Source organism: Dyadobacter sp. CY327, from assembly GCF_021390415.1.
Lineage (GTDB): Bacteria > Bacteroidota > Bacteroidia > Cytophagales > Spirosomataceae > Dyadobacter > Dyadobacter chenhuakuii.
This window is the reverse complement of the sequence record NZ_JAJUXJ010000005.1, coordinates 64064-86763: the sequence shown is the minus strand read 5'-3', so window position 1 is coordinate 86763 and position 22700 is coordinate 64064. Positions and strand designations below refer to the sequence as shown.

17 protein-coding genes are annotated in these 22700 nt (G+C 46.3%); 9 read left to right on the top strand and 8 right to left on the bottom strand.

Annotation, left to right across the window (positions count from 1 at the left end; genetic code table 11):
- Nucleotides 1-194 precede the first annotated feature (194 nt).
- Nucleotides 195-2426: a tetratricopeptide repeat protein gene (locus LZG74_RS13875; protein ID WP_233797167.1), complete on the top strand. Its 2232-nt coding sequence runs from the start codon at nucleotides 195-197 to the stop codon at nucleotides 2424-2426.
- Between the two features lie 114 nt (nucleotides 2427-2540).
- On the opposite strand, the gene LZG74_RS13870 is transcribed toward LZG74_RS13875, so the two are convergent.
- Nucleotides 2541-2921: a response regulator gene (locus LZG74_RS13870; protein ID WP_233797166.1), complete on the bottom strand. Its 381-nt coding sequence runs from the start codon at nucleotides 2919-2921 to the stop codon at nucleotides 2541-2543.
- A 278-nt stretch (nucleotides 2922-3199) separates the two neighbouring features.
- On the opposite strand from LZG74_RS13870, the gene LZG74_RS13865 reads away from it, so the two are divergent.
- The 5 genes from LZG74_RS13865 to LZG74_RS13845 all read left to right on the top strand — a co-directional run bounded on the left by LZG74_RS13865 (nucleotide 3200) and on the right by LZG74_RS13845 (nucleotide 8751).
- Nucleotides 3200-3487 (top strand): YtxH domain-containing protein, encoded by a 288-nt coding sequence (locus LZG74_RS13865; protein ID WP_233797165.1) that lies wholly within the window; start codon nucleotides 3200-3202, stop codon nucleotides 3485-3487.
- A 51-nt stretch (nucleotides 3488-3538) separates the two neighbouring features.
- Complete coding sequence (locus LZG74_RS13860; protein WP_233797164.1) at nucleotides 3539-3850, top strand: hypothetical protein; 312 nt, start codon at nucleotides 3539-3541, stop codon at nucleotides 3848-3850.
- Between the two features lie 483 nt (nucleotides 3851-4333).
- On the top strand, nucleotides 4334-5776 hold the full coding sequence (gene rpoN, locus LZG74_RS13855) for an RNA polymerase factor sigma-54 (RefSeq protein ID WP_233797163.1): 1443 nt from the start codon (nucleotides 4334-4336) through the stop codon (nucleotides 5774-5776).
- A 41-nt stretch (nucleotides 5777-5817) separates the two neighbouring features.
- Entirely contained in the window at nucleotides 5818-7290 is a 1473-nt protein-coding gene (locus tag LZG74_RS13850) for a sigma-54 dependent transcriptional regulator (protein WP_233797162.1), read from the top strand.
- 30 nt (nucleotides 7291-7320) lie between these two features.
- Nucleotides 7321-8751, top strand: a complete 1431-nt coding sequence (locus LZG74_RS13845; protein WP_233797161.1) for an ATP-binding protein — start codon at nucleotides 7321-7323, stop codon at nucleotides 8749-8751.
- A gap of 193 nt (nucleotides 8752-8944) precedes the next feature.
- Here the strand turns inward: LZG74_RS13845 and LZG74_RS13840 are convergent, their stop codons facing one another.
- The 6 genes from LZG74_RS13840 to LZG74_RS13815 form a co-directional block, all read right to left on the bottom strand.
- On the bottom strand, nucleotides 8945-12052 hold the full coding sequence (locus LZG74_RS13840) for an efflux RND transporter permease subunit (protein WP_233797160.1): 3108 nt from the start codon (nucleotides 12050-12052) through the stop codon (nucleotides 8945-8947).
- A 26-nt stretch (nucleotides 12053-12078) separates the two neighbouring features.
- On the bottom strand, nucleotides 12079-13167 hold the full coding sequence (locus LZG74_RS13835; protein ID WP_233797159.1) for an efflux RND transporter periplasmic adaptor subunit: 1089 nt from the start codon (nucleotides 13165-13167) through the stop codon (nucleotides 12079-12081).
- Nucleotides 13168-13210: 43 nt separating this feature from the next.
- Nucleotides 13211-14458 carry a TolC family protein gene (locus LZG74_RS13830; protein ID WP_233797158.1) on the bottom strand — a complete coding sequence of 416 codons (1248 nt, stop codon included), beginning with the start codon at nucleotides 14456-14458 and terminating at the stop codon, nucleotides 13211-13213.
- A gap of 93 nt (nucleotides 14459-14551) precedes the next feature.
- Nucleotides 14552-15919, bottom strand: a complete 1368-nt coding sequence (locus LZG74_RS13825; RefSeq protein ID WP_233797384.1) for an ATP-binding protein — start codon at nucleotides 15917-15919, stop codon at nucleotides 14552-14554.
- Between the two features lie 2 nt (nucleotides 15920-15921).
- Nucleotides 15922-16608 carry a response regulator transcription factor gene (locus LZG74_RS13820; RefSeq protein WP_233797157.1) on the bottom strand — a complete coding sequence of 229 codons (687 nt, stop codon included), beginning with the start codon at nucleotides 16606-16608 and terminating at the stop codon, nucleotides 15922-15924.
- Nucleotides 16605-17645, bottom strand: coding sequence for an App1 family protein (locus LZG74_RS13815; protein ID WP_233797156.1), 1041 nt, complete (start codon nucleotides 17643-17645; stop codon nucleotides 16605-16607). Before LZG74_RS13815 ends, LZG74_RS13820 begins: the two co-directional genes overlap by 4 nt.
- A gap of 45 nt (nucleotides 17646-17690) precedes the next feature.
- Here LZG74_RS13815 and LZG74_RS13810 point away from each other — a divergent pair, with 45 nt between their 5' ends.
- The 3 genes from LZG74_RS13810 (at nucleotide 17691) to LZG74_RS13800 (ending at nucleotide 21140) form a co-directional block, all read left to right on the top strand.
- On the top strand, nucleotides 17691-18566 hold the full coding sequence (locus LZG74_RS13810; RefSeq protein WP_233797155.1) for a diacylglycerol kinase family protein: 876 nt from the start codon (nucleotides 17691-17693) through the stop codon (nucleotides 18564-18566).
- Between the two features lie 74 nt (nucleotides 18567-18640).
- Entirely contained in the window at nucleotides 18641-19792 is a 1152-nt protein-coding gene (locus LZG74_RS13805; protein WP_233797154.1) for a S9 family peptidase, read from the top strand.
- Between the two features lie 13 nt (nucleotides 19793-19805).
- Nucleotides 19806-21140: a GntP family permease gene (locus tag LZG74_RS13800; RefSeq protein WP_233797153.1), complete on the top strand. Its 1335-nt coding sequence runs from the start codon at nucleotides 19806-19808 to the stop codon at nucleotides 21138-21140.
- Nucleotides 21141-21408: 268 nt separating this feature from the next.
- On the opposite strand, the gene sucC is transcribed toward LZG74_RS13800, so the two are convergent.
- The gene (sucC, locus tag LZG74_RS13795; protein WP_233797152.1) at nucleotides 21409-22632 is read right to left on the bottom strand and encodes an ADP-forming succinate--CoA ligase subunit beta; all 1224 of its coding nucleotides are present in this window, start codon (nucleotides 22630-22632) and stop codon (nucleotides 21409-21411) included.
- Nucleotides 22633-22700: the final 68 nt, after the last annotated feature.

Here is a 22700-nt window from a genome sequence, read left to right as displayed (position 1 = left end):
TTGAACCTTGTAAAAGTAGTTCTGATTTCGATAATCTTATTTATTGAAAAAATTATATTTTTAGCGGATTCTATTAATCGGCTACCGTAATTATTGTAAATCTGAAACATTACTTGTAGGTTCGGTCTTTTGAGCCATCTTTTTTGGTAATGCTACAAAAGATCCGCCTGTTTTTTCTCCAAGGTATGTTGTTGATGTTGACGCTTTTAACTCCCGGCGTTACGTTAGCACAGGATTTCAGTGAATGCCAGCGAATAGTCAAAGAGCTGCTTCCCGTTTTCAACCGGTCTTTCGAAGAAAATAACCCCGCGCTGCTTCGTGAAGACACTTACCAGCGAGGCCTCCGCAATTTACAAGCCGCTTACGCGCTATATCACAAACAGGCTTTTCAGCCATCTGATTCTGTGCAGCGCATGAACAATGAGGCCGTTATTCTCGCGTTGCTCGGCAACTTTCAAAAGGCACATCACATTATGGAAGAGCTGGATCTGAGCAGCCAGGATCCGCATTTACATTATAACAGGGGGCTTTTTGGCATGTTATCCGGTAAATACGACGCTGCAAGAAATGACTTTACGGATGCGCCCGGCGGCACGCAGGCCATTTTGAACACATTGGTTTCTTATGGTAAGCAGAAAAAATATGGCGATGCATTGAGCTTTGCCAATGGTAACAATGCAAAAAACACCAGCGGGAAGTGGAATTACAATCTCGGAATGGTTTACAAATACAAAGGCCAGCTTCCCGAGGCTGTGGATGAAATGGCAACGGCCATCCGCCAGAAAGATGAAATGGCTTACCGCTTGCAAAGGGGCGATATGCTCATGCGGACGGGCAATGAAAAGAAAGCGGTGAAGGATTTTGAAAAGGTTTCACGAAACCATCTGAAAGCGCAGATCCGCTACGCCAATGCGTTGTTATCACTTAATCAGTTTGGCCAGGCGAAGGCCGTTTTTGAAAAATATCTTGAAACCGACGACCGCACTTTCCGGGGTGATGCCTATCTGGGAATGGCGCATTCGTATTATGGTTTAAAGCAGATCAGCGAAGCGCAGCGCTATTACAAGCTGGCCTCAACATTAAAACGTGAAACGCCTGCGCTGCAATCGGGAATAGCTAATACCCACCTTTCAAAACATGAATATCAGACAGCATTCACGCTTTTTGACCGGGTTATAAAAAAGGACTCGACTTATTTACCAGCCTACCTGGGTCGTGCAGTTTCCTATTACGGGCAAAAAAAGTATGACCTGGCATTGAAAGATTTCAAGAAAGCAGAGAGCGCCCTGAACGAGGATAACAAGTTTTTTGCAGATCTTTTTGTGACAAAAGCATTCTCCGAATATTATCTGAAACAGGTTAATCCAGCCCAGGACGACTTCAACAAGGCAATCAGGCTGGATCCCACGCGCTACGAGGCGCTGGCCGGCATGAGCAGCATCATGATTGACCAGAAGCGCTATTCCGAAGCCGGGCAGTTCTTATCGAAAGCACTCGTATATGAGCAAGGTTATGACCTGATGTGGAGCAATTACGGAAACCTGCTCATGCATTTTGATATGTATAAAAAGGGATATCAGGTTTTCAAGAAAGCCGTTTCACTCAATCCCGCCAATGTGAACGCACAGAACGGATGGGGGATCGTATTGCTTGAAAATGACCAGCTGGATAAGTCAATGGCTTTGTTTGACAGTCTGGTTAAAGAAAAGCCTGAGCTGCCGTTTTTACACAATAACCATGGTATCATTCAGGCGTATATAGGAAACAGGCATGAACAGCGGCATCAGGTCAATGAGGCAAATGCAAGATATGACGGGGCTTACAACGATTTTAAAACTGCCCTCGATAATGCGCCTTCCCGGAAATTTTACAATGTGAACCAAGGCAATGTATATCGTTATCTCGACAATTTCGATCAGGCAAAACTGAGTTACCAGGCCTATCAGGACAAAAGCGCATTGAATAATACGGCGGTCATGTATGCCGGCAAAGACAGGATGAAGGAGGCCAAATATTATCTGGGCGTTGCATTACAAATTGATTCGCTGCATCGCGTTTTTCAGTATAATATGACCATTCTGGCCAAGGGAAAGCAGAAGGAAATGATGCGGCTCGTAGCGTCAGCCGATGAGAACAGCCCGTTTTCAGATATAGGGATAAAATACAGCCGTGACGGTTTTGTGACGATATATCTCTACGATTATGAATATGATGTGCTAACATTTCCCGGAAGACATTACATGCCGCTTCCCGTTGCTGAGTACAAGGAAGACTATTTTATACCGGAATACGATTTTAAGATGATCCCTTATGAGAAGAAAAAGGGTGATAAGGAGAAGAAAAAGCACGTCCGCTACAAAAGTCAGAAGGTAAAATTGCCTGGATCGCGGGGGAAATCAGGGACAAAATGCCCTGTTTTATTTTAATCCAACATTCTTCCCGAATATTAGTAAAATGCTATTTGAGAATTAATTTCTACGTATTTATCGTGCAAATCCACACTATACGCAATATTCTCTACTGTTAATCTTACACAATACTCATTCGTGACCGTTGCTGTTATTGGCAAACAGGTTCTTCACTTCAGCGAAACTGATCGGTTTGTCCAGGAAGTAATCCGCACCTTGTTTGAAAGCTTCCTCACGCAGATTTGTCATAGCGCTCATCATTACGATCTTCGTGTCCTTAACGATTATGGAAGTCTTAATGCGCTGAATCTCATTAATTCCTTTTCCATCGGGCAAGTTATTATCAATGAAAATCCAGTCAGGATTAAGTTCAACTATACACTGAAAGCCTTCTGTAAGCGAAGCAGCCACCTTTATGGATGCCTCCGGAGACTTTATATGTAACTGTTTCACTAGAAAATTGCGCATCAACACACCCAGATCCTTTTCATCTTCAATAATTACAATTCTCATAGCGATGTGTCAGAAATAGAATTTTTAGTCATTTGAAGGAAGGTAGATTTTAAAAGTATTCCAGGTTGTTTTAAAACATGCATACAGAAGCCGTATTTACAATAATCCTGCCATCTGAGAGGCACAGCAGGCGTTTAAGATAGATTTTGTAAATGAAGTTAATGTTGCTTCATGTAATGTGTAGAACGATTATCCCGTTTGCGATGCAGCCAATTACTGGTACAGGATTTGGAGATGGTGGAGGGTAAATGAAATTTTCACATTAAAAGAAGAAAATCATGAATGGTAATAAAGCATTTTGGGGAATCATAACAGCAGCAGCGGTTGGAGCAGTAATCGGGTTGCTATTTGCGCCAGAAGACGGTAACAAGACGATAAAGAAAATCAAGAAAAAAACGAATAGCCTCGCATCTGATCTGATCGACGCGCTCGAAAAAAGCAAAGAAAAGGCTTCCAATGTAGCCGGACAGATTAAGGAGGAAGGCGAAGAATATAAAAACGCAGCTTTCGACAAGGCAGAAGAATACTCGAACACTGCAAAAGAAGAAATCAACAGATATCAATAACATCTTTTCCGGCGGTGTAAAGCCGCCGGAAATTTATCACTTCATCATACCATGAAATATTCATCAGCAAACCCTGGGAAAGAGGAAACTTCTACACCTATTGAGAGCACTGTCAATTATGTGAAGAACATGTTTCTTGCAGGACCGAACAGCAGCTCAGGCAAAAGTATTGAGATGGGCGTAAGTGCAATTCTTGCCAAAACAGCATTGCGTCGCCTGCCGCCACCACTTAATTACGTGGTGCCGCTGATCGTTAAGAATGTAATCGTGAAGCACGGTGTGCCGGAAGGCAGGGAGTTGCTTCTCAAAGGACTTCGCTGGGTAAAAAGAAATACCGACGAGAAGCCCGTTAATGTGGCTTAATAAATTACAATTTCCTTAGAAGTATAGAACCTTTCAGTCCTGAAAGGTTCTTTTTTTGCAAACAGACCGCGGCAAGAATTTTGTAAAGTTGCTTGATATGCCTCTTTGCGATTGGACTGATGAAATCGTTGGCTGTCCGTTCTTTTGTTATGGTTAAAGTCTGGGTTCCCGGAATTCTGCTCTGGTTTTCCACCCGGTTTTCGTAGTAACTTAATGAGAGAATGGGAGTTAGATATTTTGGTCAAAAGATAAATATGTTGTAACGTTTAGCCTGACCAGGTCTGTTCAATACGGCTACGCCGGTCTTCTGAAAATAGTAAGAAGCATAAATGTTCGTCTATTCGTCGAGCATTCTGAATAATTGTACTCAGAATGTGGAAATAAGTACGCAATATTTAGAATCGGCCCGCTCGTTGCAGATATTGGCTAAAGAGTCGTAAATTTAAACTTTAAGAATTCTAATTATTTACCCTTGGTTGCTATATGCAAAGACAAACGCAGACGCAAAGACAGACCCTGAAATATTCTCCGTTGCAAATTCAGATGCTGAATTTACTGCATTTGACAACAATGGAGCTTGAACAAAGAATTAAAGAGGAGCTTGAAGAAAATCCTATTTTAGAGGAGGGTAAGGACGATAATGCTTCGGAAGATACTGTTGACGACTTTCAAGATCCTGCCGATACCGGAACCGGCGATGATAATACCATGCAGGATTATTACGACTGGGATGAGTTCAGGGACGATGATGTTCCGGATTATAAGACTTATGCCAACAACCAGTCGCCCGATAATGAGCTTTACACACGTCCTATGGTGGAAACAATTTCCTTCCGGGACGACCTTAAACAGCAAGTACATTTCCTGAGGCTGGACGAGCGCCAGCAGCTGATTGCGGATTTTATTCTGGATTCCCTGGACGAAGATGGTTTCCTGAGACGTGAAAGCGATGTAATTGCCGATGATATTTCCTTCGCCAACAGCATGTTTATTGACACAGAAGAGGTCAATTGGATGCTTAAAATCATTCAGCAGCTTGATCCGGCAGGAATCGCGGCAAGCGATCTTCGGGAATGTCTGCTGATTCAGCTTGGCCGCATCGAAAACCAGGACGATACCTGGAAGTGGGCCTGCAAAATTGTTACCGATGCGTTTGATGAGCTGGGTTCAAGAAATTATGACAAGATCATGCGCATTACCGGCCTCGACGAGGAATCGTTGAAGAAGGCCATCGCACTGATCACCACATTGAATCCAAAACCAGCATCCGGCCTCCGCAATGATTCCATCGTGAATGAAAGCATTAAGCCGGATTTTATGCTTCGGTATACGGAGGATGGTGATATAGAAGTGCAGCTTACATGGGGTAACAGCCCGGCTTTGCGGTTGAACAAATTGTTTACCCAAATGGCCGAACAAAAGAACGATAAGGCAACGAACCAGTTCCTGAAAAATAAGATGAATTCGGCGAAATGGTTCATTGATGCGATCAAGCAGCGTGAAAACACAATGCTGAGCACATTAAGGGCCATCGTTAAGTTGCAATACGATTATTTCCAAACGGGCGACATCAAGAAGTTACGCCCCATGATCCTGAAAGACGTTGCCGAGATCATCAGTATGGATATTTCCACAGTATCGAGGGTAACGACGAATAAATACGTTCAGACACCTTTCGGGATCGTACTGCTCAAAGACCTCTTCACAGAAGGCGTTACCAATGAGGACGGCACAGAGGTTTCCAACCGCGAAATTCAGGAGGCGATCCGGGAGATCGTAGGAGCAGAAGACAAAAGACATCCATACAACGACCAGCAAATTACAGACATGCTTTCTGAAAAAGGCTATTCTGTGGCTAGAAGGACCGTTGCGAAATACCGGGAACAATTAAATATCCCGACTGCAAGATTAAGAGTAACCATTTAAGCAGCTTACAAACCAACTGGATTTAGCCCTAAAAACCTGGCATGAAAAAAATTGTTGTTGTTGATGATGAGGCAGATATCTGCTTCTTGTTGAAGAGATTTTTATCAAAGAATGACTTTATAGTTGAAACTGCACAGAATGGTAAAGACGGCCTTGCGCTGATCGATTCCATCTCGCCTGATTTGGTTATGACCGACTTCCGTTTGGGTGACATCACCGGAACAGAATTGCTCACTGCCATCAAAGCAAAGCGTCCAAATGTGCCCGTACTCATTATAACCGGCTATTCCGACATTAAGGTGGCGGTTAGCGTGATGAAACTAGGAGCATATGACTATATCACCAAACCATTGTTTCCGGACGAAATTTTGGTAACGGTGAAAAAGGCCATTGCTGACGCGGAATCCAGAGAGAACGAGGAATTTGAATATACAGCGGTTGCGTCCGGCCCAAGCGGAGGATCTACCGAAACTACAAAACCTGCCCGCAAGATGAGCTCGCGGACCAAAGCGGGTTATGTAATGGGTCAGAGTGAAGTCTCGGATAATCTTTTCCGCCAGGTTGACCTTGTTGCGCCTACTAATTTCAGCGTTATCATTTACGGAGAAAGCGGATCTGGAAAGGAAGCCATTGCAGCAGAAATCCATAACCGGTCAAAAAGACGGGATATGCCTTTTGTAGCGATGGACTGCGGTGCCATATCCAAGGAACTGGCCGGCAGCGAGCTTTTTGGTCACGAAAAGGGATCATTTACAGGTGCATTGAATACCAAGATAGGCCACTTTGAGATGGCTAATGGCGGCACATTGTTCCTGGATGAAGTTTCCAATTTGTCTTACGAAATACAGGTGGCTTTGCTGCGTGTAGTGCAGGAGCGTAAGATGCGCCGCATCGGCGGATCAAAGGAGATCGATCTGGATGTAAGGATCATTGTTGCGAGTAATGAAAGGTTGCTCGAATCTGCCAGAAACGGGAAATTCAGGGAAGATCTTTACTATCGATTCAATGAATTCACGATAGAAGTGCCTGCATTGAGAAACAGGAAAGATGATCTGATGCTTTTTGCAACCACATTCCTGGATACTACCAATGTGGAGCTGAACAAGAATGTAAGCGGGTTTTCGGAGGATGTTAAGAACGATTTCCTGAGCTATTCGTGGCCGGGTAACCTGAGAGAGCTGAAAAACGTCATCAAACGAGCTACGCTGCTTTCCGATGGCGACCTGATCGAGGAGAAATCACTGCCTTTTGAAATTGTGAATTATAAAAAGCTGAAAGACCTGGACGAGGAGCCTGTAACATTGGCAGCAACCACCAGCATAGCAGCTCCGGTAATGGAAACACTGGACGGTGATGATTCCAAGCCCAGCCTGAAAACAGTTGCCAATGAAGCCGAGTATGACATGATCATGCAGGTGCTTCGGGATGTTAATTTTAATAAAAGCAAAGCAGCGCGGCTGTTGAACATTGACAGGAAGACACTCTACAATAAGATGAAACAGTTTGACATTTAATTGTTGAGTTACGCTGAGCTATAAACTAGAATGAATACAAAATTAATAAGGGTCCTCCTGGTTGATGACGACGAGGATGATTACTTCCTCACACGTGAATATTTTCAGGAACTGGTCAACTGGAAGTTTGATATAACCTGGTGCTCCACTTTCAGGGATGCACAGCAGCATATCAAGGATCATAAATACGATCTGTATCTGTTTGATTATCTATTAGGTGAAAGCACCGGGATAGACCTGATCGAACTAGCCTGTCAGTTTGAATGTGAAGAACCGATTATTCTGCTGACAGGAAAAGGGGATACTAAAATCGCCGTAGAAGCATTGAGGCTGGGTGCAGCTGACTATCTGATCAAAAGCGAGCTGGATTCCGAAAAGCTTGAAAGAAGTATCCGGTATGCACTGGAAAGAACTTCGGTGCTGAAAGCTTTGAAACACAGTGAACGCCGTTACCGGAGGATTTTTGAAGAATCCAATGACTTCCTGTTCATCAGTGACCTTGCCGGGAACATTATCGATCTGAACGCCTCGGCCAGCGTATTAACGGGATATACGGAAGACGATCTCCGGCTCAAAAATATCCTTGAATTGCTGGAAGACGCGCAGTTTGATTCATTCTGGAACAATATAAAAGACCATCCGATCCACGATCTTGAAGTAAGGCTGGTGACCAAAGATGGTGACAAGAAATATTGCCTCTTTTCAGCAACGCTGGAAGTGGACGACGATCATCCGTATATACAAGGCAGGCTGCATGATATGACCGCTCGCAAGCAATCTGAAAGAGAAAGATTGTTTTCCGAAAAAATGGCGGTTACAGGTCGTTTGGTAAGAATGCTTGCCCATGAAGTCAGGAATCCGCTAACCAATGTTAACCTTTCCGCTGAACAGCTGGAAATGGAGCTGGTTGATGAAGACCAGAAGTTTTATACACAGATCATTAAACGGAATTGCAACCGGATCAATGACCTTATATCGCAGCTTTTGCAACCATCCAGCTCGGCTGATATAGAGCTCGTTACGAGCTCCGTGCACACCGTTCTTATCCAGGCCATCGGCGCCGCCCTGGACCGGGTCCAGTTAAAACGCATTCAAATTGTCAACCAGTTTGCGGAAGAGGAAATGGCATTGCCGCTTGATCCTGTTTCCCTGCAAATGGCCTTCCTGAACATTATTACCAATGCCATTGAGGCGATGGAAGAGGATAAAGGCATCCTGAGGATTACTACCAAAAGCCAGGGAGAGAACATCCAGGTTATTTTTACGGATAACGGCTGCGGTATCAGTGAAGAACACATGGAAAAGATCTTCGAGCCATATTTTACCGGAAAAAACAACGGAATGGGCATCGGCTTATCCACAACCATGAGCATCATCCACGCCCACCACGGCCGCATCGACGTGGAATCGGAGATAGGGACCGGGACTACTTTTACGATCACGTTTCAGAACGGGAAGTAGTAAGCACGTGGCCCCTGTCACCCTGAGCGTACCAGGCGGCCGATGGCCCTGTCACCCTGAGCGGACCGGGCGGCCGATGGCCCTGTCACCCTGAGCGGACCGGGCCGCCGGGCGGCCGAAGGGGCGTTACCACCAAGCAGTAACGCCCCTTCGGCTCCGCTCAGGGTGACAGGGCTCGTTTTAGCATTAACGTCTAAGCCGCTCTGTAAGAGCGGCTTTTCCTGTTAAAAAACCCGTAAATAATCGGGAAGATCAGCAACGTTAGCACAGTGGCGGTAACCAGGCCTCCTATGACAACTATGGCCAGCGGTTTCTGGGTTTCCGAGCCGATTCCGGTGGACGTGGCAGCGGGCAGCAGGCCGATTGCGGCCATTAATGCGGTCATAATCACCGGTCTGATCCTGGACTTAACGCCTTCCCGGATCGCTTCATCCAGCGACATCCTTGCTGCCAGGTTTTTGTTGAAAACTGAGATCAGGATAACGCCGTTTTGCACACATAAACCAAACAATGCGATAAAGCCCACACCTGCTGAAATCCCAAAGTTCATATGCGTAACGTGCAGCGCCAGAATGCCGCCGATGAGTGCAAAAGGGACATTGACCAAGACCAAACCGGCATCTTTTGCATTATTAAACATGATAAACAAAAGTATAAAAATGCCGATAAGGCTGATAGGAACCACTTGTCCCAGACGAGCCGTCGCCCTCACCTGATTCTCAAATTCTCCTGACCAGTTCACGGAATAGCCCTTAGGCAGGTTTTTGAGCAATGGTTTTACCCGGTTTTGAGCATCTGCAATGGTGCTTCCCAGGTCGCGTTCACGAACGGAGAATTTGACGCCTATGAAACGTTTGTTGTTGTCTCGGTATACAAATGCGGGACCCGTAACCGTCCGGATGGATGATATTTCTTTCAACGGAATCTTTCCGCCGGTAAGCGTGGGCACCATGAGTTGCTGGATGTCGTCCACCGTGCGGCGATATTGCTCTTCGTAGCGCAGACGAATGTCAAATTTCCGTTCGCCTTCATACAGGATCGAAGCCGTTTTTCCACCGATAGCCATTTCTATAACTGCCTGTGCATCAGCCGTACTTACACCATATTGAGCCATTTTGTGGTCGTGTAAAATTACGCTGATCTCTGGCTGGCCAATGTTCCGCAAAATGCCTACGTCCTTGATCCCGGGCACATCTTTGATTGCTGCCAGCACCTGGTCCGCCTTCGCATTCAGCGTTTCCAGGTCGTCGCCGTAGATCTTTACAGCATTGCTCGCATTCATCCCTGCAACTGCTTCGGCCACATTATCGATGATCGGCTGAGAATAATTGTAATTAATGCCCTGGAACTGTTTTAGCTTCGTATCCATTTCTTCAATCAGCTGATCCTGGGTGATTTTCCGCTTCCACTCGTCCTTTGGTTTAAGATTAACCTGCATTTGAACGTAGTAAAAACCGGACGGATCGGTTCCGTCGTTGGAACGGCCTGTTTGCGATAAGACGCCATTCACTTCCGGGAATTCATTCAATTTGGCCCTAAGCGTGGTCACCATTTTGATCGTTTCATTAAGTGAGCTGCTCATCGGCATTTTCGCTTCGACCCATAATGCGCCCTCGTTCAGTGTCGGCAGGAATTCGGTTCCGAGAAATTTGGCTGAAAACAAGCTGAGACCCAGGAAAACAGTGGCAAAGACCAGACTTAACTTCTTCCGTTTATAACACCATTCAAAACCATTGGTAACCGTCCTGTCGAAGAAACGAACGACCGGATTACTCTTCTCGCGGACATTTTTATTCAACAATATCGAGCAAAGTACTGGAACCAGCGTTAATGTATAGAGTAATGCGCCTAACAATGCAAAACCGAGCGTATAGGCAAGTGGGGTGAACATTTTACCCTCTACTTTCTGGAAACTGAAAATCGGGATCAATGCAGTGATAATGATCAGCTTGGAGAAGAAGATGGCCTTACCAAGCTCCCCACCTGTTTTTTTAATTAAACCAAGCTTTGATAACTTATTGAACCGATCCATTCCGTTGCGATGCGCCAAATGATCGAGTGCCACAAAAATCCCCTCGACCATTACAACGGCGCCGTCGATAATGATACCAAAGTCAATCGCCCCCATCGAAAGGAGGTTGGCGGACATTCCCTTTAATTTCAGGCACATAAATGCAAACAGGAGCGCGAGCGGAATGATAATCGAAACGATCACCGTCGTGCGCCAGTCGGCCATGAAAAGGAAAACGATCACAGTTACCAGCACGATGCCTTCAATGAGGTTATGCTTCACCGTATGCGCACAAAACTCGATCAGATTATCGCGGTCATAGAATGTCACCATTTTGACATCCGGGGGAAGAATTTTAGTGTTCAGTTCCTCAACCTTATCCTTTATACGTGCCAGCACTTCACTCGGATTTTCGCCTTTGCGCTGCACTACAATGCCCTCCACAACATCATCGTTCCCATCCAGGCCAACCTGACCCACACGTGGCATATCCGATTCCTTCACGTCCGCAACATCCTTCACCAAAACCGGATTATCCTTTACGAACTCGACGATAATGTTCTGAATATCAGGAATGGAGTTCAGCAAACCGATCCCGCGCACCACGTAAGCCTGTCCGTTTTTCTCGATCACATCACCGCCCACATTAACATTGCTTTTCGTTACTGCCTGATACACTTCCAGCGGCGTAATGTTGTACTTAACGAGCTTGGTAGGATTCACTTGCACTTCGTAGATCTTCTCTCTACCTCCAAACGCAACTACGTCTGCAACGCCGGGAATGCTTCGTAATTGTCTGTCAATGATCCAGTTGTGCAATGTCAGCAGCTCACGGCTGTCACGATCTTTACTTTTTAGTGTAAACCTGAAAATTTCACCGGTCGGTCCGTACGGAGGCTGGACGTCCGGCTCGACGCCATCGGGGAGCGAGATGTTACGGAGCTGATTATTAACTTGCTGCCGTGCGAAGAAATCCTCTACATTATCATCGAAAATGATTTTGATAATGCTCAAACCAAACATTGTTGTGCTGCGCACATTCGTTTTTTGCTGAACCGAATTCATCGCAACTTCAATTGGAACCGTTACGAACCGCTCAATCTCCTCTGCGCTTCGTCCGTTCCATTGCGTAACGATAATGATCTGTGTATTAGTAACATCCGGAAACGCTTCCAACGGCGTGTCCCGATAGCTGACGATCCCTGCGATGATCAGCAGGCCGGTCATAAAGAATATGAAAAAGCGGTTTTTCAAAGAAAAGCCCACAATTCCCCGAATGAATTTATTCATTTTTTAATGAGTGAATGAGTGAATTTTTAATCATTTAACGCGTCGTAAACGAGAAGTTGATTTTTGGAAATAATGGCTTCGCCGGGTTTCAGGCCGCTGGTAATGTAGGTCCTGTTGGCCAGGGAGCGGTAAATTTCGACGGGACGGGTTTCAATGTTGGACCGGCCGTGATAGACCATGACCCAGTTTTTACTACGGTCGAAAATGACAGCCTGGGATGGAATGGCTTGCATTTCTCCACCTTCCTCAAAGTTCAGGTTGACCGTTGCGTGCATTTCGGGTTTTAGTTTTAAACCTACATTTTGCAGCTGAATACGGATTTTCATCGCTTTCGTATCCGGGTCGAGGACATTGTAAATTTTGTCCACTTTTCCTTTAAAAACTTCATTGGAAAAACTGATCGTACGCACATCAGCAGGCATTCCGAGTTTAATCCTGGGAATGTCGCTCTCATTCACATTGGCCATTACCCACACATCTGCAATCTGCCCGACTGTGAAAAGGCTCTCTGCATTATCCGAGCGCAGCTGCATGCCGCGGTTCACGCTTTTGTCAATGATAAAACCGTTGATAGGCGACTTAACCGTGTAGTTTGTGGACTTCCCCAAACCATAGATCGAGAAAATTTCCTTCACCCGGCTCACATCCGCCTGCGCTTTGTCCACCACTTGGCGCGCCGTAATGACGTCCCGCTCTGGCACAAGCTTACTCTCAAAAAGATCCTCGGTAGACGACAAATTCTTTTGGGCAATGAGCAAATCGGATTGTGCCTGAATCATTTGTCTTTCAAAATCAGCAACTTCACCCGAACGGATCGTAGCCAGTTTCTGGCCTTTGCGAACATTGTCGCCCAATTCCACGTCGACTTCTTCCACATTGCCGCCTACCAAGGGGTAGATCTTAATTACCTGATTTTCATCAGGAACAACTTTTCCAACCAGTGTCAGCTCGTTACGGACCGGCTCGGTCTTCACCGTATCGAGCGTGATCCGGCTCATCATCGTGTCCGAAAGCATAAAGGCCTTCGATTCTTCGGGATCTTCTTTTGTAGTATTGCATCCGGTCAGCCATAGGCCCGCGGCGGCGAGCAGAACCATGCTCAGAGAGTTTTTCATTGGAAAAATATTAGTGGCGATTGCCATGATGTGATAAATTCGATTAGTTAAAAAGCTCTTCACCGACTACGAAATTGAGTTCTTCGTAAACCTTGATGCGGTCGGCTTGCAGGCGGTTATATTCCTTGATACTTTCGTTGTAGGTTTCTATAAAATCGATGAATTCGAGAAGGGTAATGTTCCTTTTCTGGAAATTGTCATAAATGCCTTTGCTAAGGAGCTGGAACTGATCCGAGAACTGGCTTTCGACGCCCTGGTAAGCCTTTTCAGCCACATTAACCTTCTGTAATGCGGCGTCAACCTGGTTGTTAATGCTGTTCACTTTGGCCGTTTCAGCCGTTTTGAAATAACTGATATTGCTTTTCGCAGCCTTGATGTTTCCCTGGTTCCTGTTGAAAAAAGGAAGGTCCATCGTGGCCGAAACGCCTACATAATTGTTCACGTAATTACTCGCCTGATCGTAAACCGCACCGAGCTGAATGTTAGGAACCGCCAGCGCTTTTTGTAAGGTGTAGTTCAATTCGGCCTGTTTCACTTCCGACTGCGACACTTTCAGGTCGGCGCGGCTTTCCATCGCCTTCGCTTTCAGCGCAGCCCCATTATACTGGCTAAGCTGGTAACGACGAACGTCTGCCGAATCCACAACCGACTTTACAGGCTGGTCAACATTCAATAATGTGCGCAGATCGCGCTGATTATCATGGAGTTCGAAAAGGATGTCGGCACGATCATTGGTCAATTGAAAGAGGAGGGCTTTAAGGCGGACAACTTCTTTGAGCGAGATATTTTTCCGGTTATATTCTTTATCAAACGCGCTTACGGTCGTGTTGAGCGAGGCGATTTGTGTGTCGTATAATGCAATGGTCTGTTCCAGATAATAAGACTCAAAAAAGATCTGGCGAAGGTCAAATTTTAATGTTCTGATGAGATCAAAGAACTGATATTCGCTTTTCCTGGTGGATTCCACATCCAATGCCACCTGCTTATTCCGTTTGCCGGCCCGGGTAATGAGCTGCTGAACAGTGAATGCTTTCTGGCCCTTGTTCCCTACGTCCAGAAAACCCCGAGAAGGATTATAAGCACTGATTTCGACGCCGAATGTGGGATTATTCCAAAGCTTGTCCTGGATCTCAATGGACTTGGCTATATCGATCCGATATTTTTCGGCAAGAATTTCGAGGTTGTTTTGAAGGAAAAGGCTGTCGGCCTGTTTGATCGAAAGCCTCAATGTGTCCTGTGCGTGCAGCTGGACTGCCAGGAATAGGAGGATCGTCGTGAAATAAGTTCGCATGTTTTCTGTGTTAGAATGATGCGATATTCCGACGCCGGTATTACAGGAGCCTTAAAATAAAGTTAGAAAAAAATTAGAATGGCCGAAACAGGCTCATACGTGGTTTAAACGCACCTGAAATTCACTTCCCTGGCCTGGCTCGCTCGTGACGGAGATCGTTCCGTGGTGCAGATCAATGATACGCTGGCAAATAGAGAGGCCTATTCCGAAACCGGGAACAGTCGTTGCATCCGACGACCGGTAAAAAGGATTGAAGATATGCGGCATGTCTTCGGGGCTGATGCCAATGCCCTGGTCCTTGAACTTCACAATGCACGATTTGTTGTCGGACGAGATCAGAATCCTAGCCTGGTGATCCGAAGAATATTTGCATGCATTATCCAGCAAATTGGAAAAAACCCTTTTCAATAATTCTTCATTTCCTTCGATAACAGTCTGATTTTCATCCTCCGGAATGTTTTCATAGTCAATTTCAACACGGTAATCGGGGTTGGCTGACAACAATTCTTCCTTAGCCGCAAAAGCAAGATCTTCTATGTGGATAGGCGCCATTTTCAACTGTCCCGAATGCTCGTAGGAGCGTGCGAGGAAAAGCAGGTTATTGGTAATGCTGATGAGCCTTTCCGTGTCGGAAAAGAGGTTGGCAAAAACTTCGTCGAGGTCGGGATTATTTTTATTAAACCGCTGCCCCAGTTGGATTTCGGATTTCAGGGCGGCCAATGGTGTCCGCAACTCGTGGGAAGCATGTGAAACGAAGCTTTTTTGCTGTTCAAATGCATTGTGAAGGCGCACAAGCACCGTGTTGAAATTAATCGCGAGCTGCGCGATCTCATCTTTTCGGTTGCCTTCATCAAGTTTTTGGGAGAGGTTTTGGGCCGTTATGAGCGAAACTTCATGATTGATCCGGCTGATAGGCCGCAATGCATTTCCAGCAAAATATATCCCCAGCCCGACAGTAACCGCAATGCCGGCTAAAAGGCCCCAACCCAGTGTTTCACGAAGATTGGTGAGCTTGCTATGCCCAAAAGTGTCATATGCCGACGCCAGCACGGTTAACGGCTCACTTTGCTCCTGATACAAAAGACCGATGACCTCGCTTCCGCCTTCGTGAAACTCGATATATTGCTTTTCCCGCACCTCATCCAGCAGCGAGGCTTTATAAGACAAAAGTTTATCATCCACGCTGGAATAGATCAGCTCATTATCAGCATTAAAAATCAGCACTTTCTCGTCAAGCATTTCTGAAAGCGTGTTTTGGTCAATGGCTTTCAGCAAATGTTTGTCAATTCCTTTAACCTTTACCAGCAGTCGGCAAGTGGTCCGGGCGCGGCTTTTCAGGCGATCGTAAAATTCCTCTTGCCTATAATGTTCGGAAACGCTGTAAATGGTGATTGAAAACAATAGCAAGATCGCCGCCACGAGGAGCGTGAATTGAAGAGCAATGCGATTCTTGATTTTCAGGGTCATTCTTCCTTCATAATGTAGCCCATGCCGGGCCGTGTGTGAATTAGCTTGGTAGCAAAGTCTTTGTCTACTTTTTTGCGTAAATAATTGATATACACCTCAACGACATTCGTACCCGGATCAAAATTGAGGTGCCATACGTGCTCGGCCAGGTCCATTTTTGACACAACCCTGCCTCTGTGCAAAAGGAAATATTCCAATAAGGCAAATTCCTTGGCAGTAAGGTCTATCATATTGCCGCCGCGGCTCACCTGCTTGGTCCCGAGGTTCATTTCAAGATCCGCAATCCGGAGCACTTTGTCCGTATTTTCCGGATTGATGAGTTCCGAAACGCGCAATGCCGCATTAATCCTTGCCAGTAATTCCCTGAAATCGAAAGGTTTAACGATGTAGTCGTCCGCTCCTCGTCCCAGGCCTTCCAGTTTATCCTCAATTTCTCCGTAAGCCGTAAGCATAATGATCGGCAGCGAAGGCTTGTAAATCCGGATCTGCTGGCAAACATCATGACCATTCATTCCTGGTAAATTTACGTCCAGCAAAACAAGGTCAAATTTTTTGTCCAAGGCCATTTGCTTTCCCGTAATGCCGTCGTGGGCAATTTCTGCTTCGATGTTTTCGGACGCCAGTCCACGGAAAATGTTCTGGGCAATCCGGCGATCGTCCTCAATAATCAGGATTTTTTTCATTGCAGGAGATCTTTTGATTCAATGATGGGCGCAATGGCCTCAATGGGTGCCTGAAACACAATTCCTGTGTCGAGGGAATGGATAATGGCTTTGTTACTGTGCGCAAAATAACAAACATCAATGCCGAGTTCCTGGATGTTTTTAAGGTTCAAGGTCGTCTCTGGTTTTGCTCGTCGCCGGGTTTGCCGGATGTAAACCGCGCGGATATTGGCAGAAAAATCCCGGCAAATCTGTTCATAGATTTCCGGATCTTTCTGAGAATCATCGCCTAACAAAATAAATTGCAGCTCGGGATAGAAATTGATAATGTTATGGATCTTGCGCAGCTTATGGTCATGAGATCCGCCACCCGTGGAAACAAAATCATCCAGTCCCGACTTAATGGTCCGCAGTTTCAAAACAGCCTTCGGCAGGCCATTAAGCTCTGCAAAGCGAACGATCATATCATACAGATTCCATTCGCTGCTAGAAACATAGAAGAAAATGTTGCTGTCCTTATGCGGATGCGTGCGGCTGGCGAACGACAGCAGCTGATAATGCTTGACGACGTCGTCGAACGGTTTCCGAGCCTGGACGTTTTTGGACAACAATACAAAGAGCTTCCGGAAAGACCGGCGGCTGTGCGAGATCAGAAAAGTGTCGTCAATGTCGGAAATGATGCCGTAGGAGCTTTTGTAAGGCAGGAAAAATTCTTCCTGCGCGCTTCCCTGATATCGCTTTCCGTTCAGCTCATCGTCAACGGTAACCTCGTAAGTATGCCATCCGCTGGGCAGTGGCTCCGTAAGCGGGACCTGAAAACGGAAATATCCATCGGCCTCAGCCGTCGCTTCGGCGGTAATACCGCCCAGCCTGAACACAACTTTTAAAAATGGAATGGTCTTAACAGAAAAGAGCTCAATGATCGTCCGAGCGTATCTGAACCCGCTTCTTGTATATTTTCGATCACCTGAGGGATATTTTTTGACGATATGCCCAAACACCACCAGCTCATTTTTATTGGCATATCCACGGTACAATTTTATGTCGCAACGTTTCATAACTATCTTTATCCCCGTACACTTGAAGTCCCTAATTTAGACAATATGTTTTCAGAACGAAAAGTTTTGTTGGTTGTAAATCCCATATCCGGCGATGTGAACAAGGATGTGGTTTTTGAAGAGGTAATTGAGATGGCGGCGGCAAAGGGTTATGATTTGCGTATCTATACAACAACCGGCGAGCATGATCTGGAAACGATCCGGGAAATGGTCATCAACATTAAGCCTGAACGTGTGCTGGTTGCGGGTGGCGACGGCACTATTTCGCTGACGGCCGAAGCAGTCCAGGGTGCCGATGTGGTGATGGGCATAATCCCGGTGGGCTCGGCCAACGGGCTTGCTATGGATTTTGGGGTAACCGGGTCTATTGCTGAGGCAGTTGAGGTGGCTTTCGGGGATAAGATAATTGGTATTGATGCGGTTTGTATCAATAATGAAATCAGTCTGCATTTAAGCGACATCGGATTGAATGCATTGCTGGTAAAAAATTATGAAAGCAGCGATACGCGCGGAAAACTGGGTTACGCACGTGAAATGCTGAAAACATTAAGCGAGCATGAAAAGTTTTTGGTAAAAATCACAACTGCCAATGAAGTGATTGAAACCGAAGCGCTTATTGTGATTATCGCCAATGCGCAGAAATACGGGACCGGCGTTACCATTAACCCTACCGGCGATATGTCGGATGGTTTTTTCGAACTCGTTATTGCCAAAAAACTGGACTTCATAGAAACCGCAAAGATCCTGGCAGGCAGCACCGACTTCAATCCCGAGATTATGCGCGTGATCTCCGTTGAGCAGGCCACCATCGAATGCCCCGACAAAGAAGCACATTTCCAGATAGACGGGGAGTACAAAGGGATGGTCAGGAAACTTGAAGCGCACATTTTGAAGGAATACATCAGAGTGGCCATTCCCTGAGGTGATTTAAACAGTAAGCACCGCTGTTTTTCCTCTTTCGTAATAAAATCCGTTCAATCTCTTTCCGCTGGGCTATGAAAGTTGTTTTAATGTGCATGTTAAGTGCTTTTTGTTTGTCAGCCACATTGTTTGCGCAGCAGGCAGAGTTGTGCCAGGGTGCTTATTTTACTGAAGCGCAGGGAAAGGAATTCCTGGAAAAACATGCCGTCAAAACGAAACTTGAATGGGAAACACGTGCTGCTGCCATCCGAAAGCAGATCCGTGAAGGGATGAATTTGCAGACTATGCCCGCCAAGCCGACTTCAAAACCGATCATTCACAGTAAAAAAGAAATGGACGGTTACTCCATCGAGAATGTGGCTTTCGAAAGCATGCCAGGGATTTACGTGACCGGGAATTTGTACAAACCATTAAAAAAGCAACAATTCTACGCAGGCATTCTTTGTCCCCATGGACACGGTGAAAATCCGCATGGCAGGTTCAGGGAACAAACGCAAAAACGCTGCGCAACGCTCGCACGCATGGGTGCTGTTGTGTTTGTTCTGGATATGGTAGGGCAGGGTGACTCCAAATATTGCGAACATAAAATGCCCAAAGCGCTTAAACTTCAAACGATCAATGCAGTAAGAGCACTGGATTTTTTAATGGCGCAACCCGGCGTTGATCCGGAAAGGATTGCTGTAACAGGCGAGTCGGGTGGGGGAACGCAAACTTTCCTTTTGGCTGCACTGGACGACCGCGTTAAGGTCACTGCACCCGTCGTGATGGTCTCATCTTACTTCTTTGGGGGATGCGTTTGTGAAAGCGGCCTTCCCATTCATAAAAAGGGCGATTACCAGACCAATAATGTTGAAATAGCTTCCCTAACCGCTCCGAGGCCCATGCTGCTCGTGTCTGACGGCGGCGACTGGACCAAGAATACGCCGGAAGTTGAATTTCCTTTCATTCAAAACATTTACGGATTATACGGCAAGAAAGATCTGGTCGAAAACGTGCATTTACCTGACGAAAAGCATGATTATGGTCCTTCCAAGAGGAATGCCATGTACACCTTTATGGCAAAACAGCTCGGGCTGGATTTAAAAGCCGTCACCGATTCACAAGGTAAAATTGACGAAACACCTTCCAAACTGCTGGAACAGAAAGATCTGGAAGTTTTCAATGCGGCGCATCCCCGGCCGGCCAACGCGGTAATGGGGGATGAGGCTGTCATGAAAATGCTGTAAATCCAGACCTCCGATGATCATATTCATTGTTCTTGCGGCCGTTGTCTTCATTGTATTAAGTTCTACGGTGCTAAAAATGCACCCGCTGGTTGGCTTGCTGTTAGCTGCAATTGGCGTGGGCATCTTCGCCGGTCTGCCCATCGACAAGCTGGCCGAAACGATTGGAAAAGGTTTCGGGGAATTAATGTCTAAAATCGGGTTAATGGTCATTTTGGGCTGTGTGATCGGTGCAATTTTGGACAAATCCGGTGCTGCGATTAAGGTGGCAGATGTGATATTAAAGTTGTTCGGTGAAAAGCGCCCTGCATTTGCAATGGCAGTGATTGGTGGAATCGTCGGGATTCCAGTCTTTTGTGATTCGGGTTTTATTATCCTGCATAAGCTGAATCAGATTGTTGCCAAACGAACCGGAAAGCCGCTGGGAACCATCGCATTATCATTGTCAGGCGGTCTTTTTGCGACGCATACGCTGGTTCCGCCAACGCCTGGCCCGTTATCCGCAGCAGGAAACCTCGGCATTGCAGATTCTGTGGGGCTGGTTATATTAATAGGTTTAGTGGTCTCTATTCCAAGCCTTTTTCTCTCAACCTGGTTCGCCGAAAAGTTCGCAAGAAATGTCGCCATTACTGAAAATTCAACCGTCGAGCCACCCATCATCATTCACGAAAGCCGACTGCCTCCCGCCTGGAAAGCATTCATGCCGATTCTTTTGCCTATAATCCTGATTACGCTGGCATCATTTGCAAGGATTCTGAACTTCCCGGAAATCTGGACAAAATGGCTGGGCTTTTTCGGCAGTCCGCTGGTTTCCTTCCTCATCGCCATCTTTTTCAGCTATTCCCTTTTCCCGGAATACGCCGCCGAAAGGATGATGGCCTGTTTTAAAAGTGGAATAGAACATTGCGGAACAACTTTGGTGCTGGTAGGAGCAGGCGGAGCCTTCGGCGCGATCTTAAAAGAAACAACATTAAAAGACATGGTCAGCGAATGGCTGCTCCACAACGAAATGTCCGGAGCCTATCTCCTGGTAATCGCCTTCCTCATCGCCGCCTTCTTCAAAACAGCACAAGGCTCAACGACATCCGCGATGGTGCTGACAACCAGCATTCTGGCACCATTGCTAGCATCATTAGGCTTCGTGACACCCATTCAAATCACATTAGTTGTCATGGCCGTAGGAAGCGGGGCGATGATTGTCTCGCATACGAATGACGCCTGGTTCTGGGTTGTATCGCAGTTTACGGGGATTTCAGCGAGGGACACTTATCGGACCCATACGATCTTGACCGGGTTGCAGGGGTTGGTAAGTTTTGGAGTGGTGATGTTGTTGTGGGTGTTGCTGGGCTAGGCCTGTTGGCGGCTCCAACCATTATGTTATAATCCCCTGTCACCCTGAGCGGAGCCGAAGGGAGGCTCCGGATGGAAAGGCGTTGTGCCTAGCAGTGACGCCCTTCGGCTCCGCTCAGGGTGACAGAGCAGGGACGTGTTGCAAAGACTGGTACTACCTAGGTAATAACGCCCCTTCGGCCGCCCGGAGGCCCGGTCCGCTCAGGGTGACAGGGGTATAAAAAAAGGAAGCCCGGTAGGCTTCCTTTTCAATTTTATTTTAACTTTCCTTAAACCCCCAGCTCAGCCAGAACCTCTGAAACCTTAGCAGCTGCCTCCTTAAACTCAATAGCCGAAGAAACTTTCAAGCCAGACTCATTAATGATTCTTGCTCCTTCCTCAGCGTTTGTTCCTTGCAGACGAACGATGATAGGAACCGGAATCTCTCCAATTGCTTTGTAAGCCTCCACAACGCCAGCAGCAACGCGGTCGCAGCGAACGATTCCACCGAAGATGTTGATCAGGATTGCTTTTACGTTCGGGTCTTTTAGAATGATACGGAAACCTGCTTCTACGGTGCGTGCGTTTGCGCCACCCCCAACATCCAGGAAGTTAGCAGGCTCACCGCCAGAAAGCTTGATAAGGTCCATTGTAGCCATTGCAAGACCAGCACCATTTACCATGCAACCAACGTTTCCGTCCAGTTTTACATAGTTCAGGTTATTTGCGCCTGCTTCCACTTCCAAAGGATCTTCCTCGTTCGTATCACGCATTTCAGCCAATTCCGGGTGACGATATAGTGCATTGTCATCCAAATCAACCTTCGCATCAACGGCAAGGATTTTATTGTCAGATGTTTTCAAAACCGGGTTGATTTCGAACATCGCTGAATCACTTTCAATGTATGCTTTGTAAAGGGAAGTGATGAATTTCACCATTTCTTTAAAAGCATCGCCTTCAAGGCCCAAAGCAAAAGCAACTTTACGTGCCTGGAACGGCTGCAAGCCTACTTTTGGATCAATCCACTCTTTCATGATCTTCTCAGGCGTGTGCTCTGCCACTTCTTCAATGTCCATCCCACCTTCGGTGCTGGCCATGATCACATTGCAGTTACGGCCACGGTCAAGGAGGATCGAAAGATAGTATTCTTTCGGCTCGCTTGGTCCTGGATAATACACGTCTTCGGCAATAAGCACTTTGTTAACACGCTTGCCATCAGGACCAGTCTGGTGGGTAACCAGGACTTTGCCCAGAATGTTATTGGATATGCTGCGAACATCTTCAACAGATTTCGCTAGGGCAACGCCACGTTGTTCTGTTCCAACGATGCGGCCTTTTCCACGTCCACCTGCGTGGATCTGAGATTTAACAACATACCATTTGGTACCAGTCTGCTGGCTAAGCTCACGCGCAACTTCTACTGCCTTGTCCGGAGTGTCGGCTACGAGCCCTTCCTGAATACGCACACCGTATTTTTTAAGAACGCTTTTGCCTTGATATTCGTGAATATTCATGAGTATAAAAGTAAATTGGTATTTTCACGGCAAATTAAGGAATTAATCAAAACGGGCGTAGGTTTCAG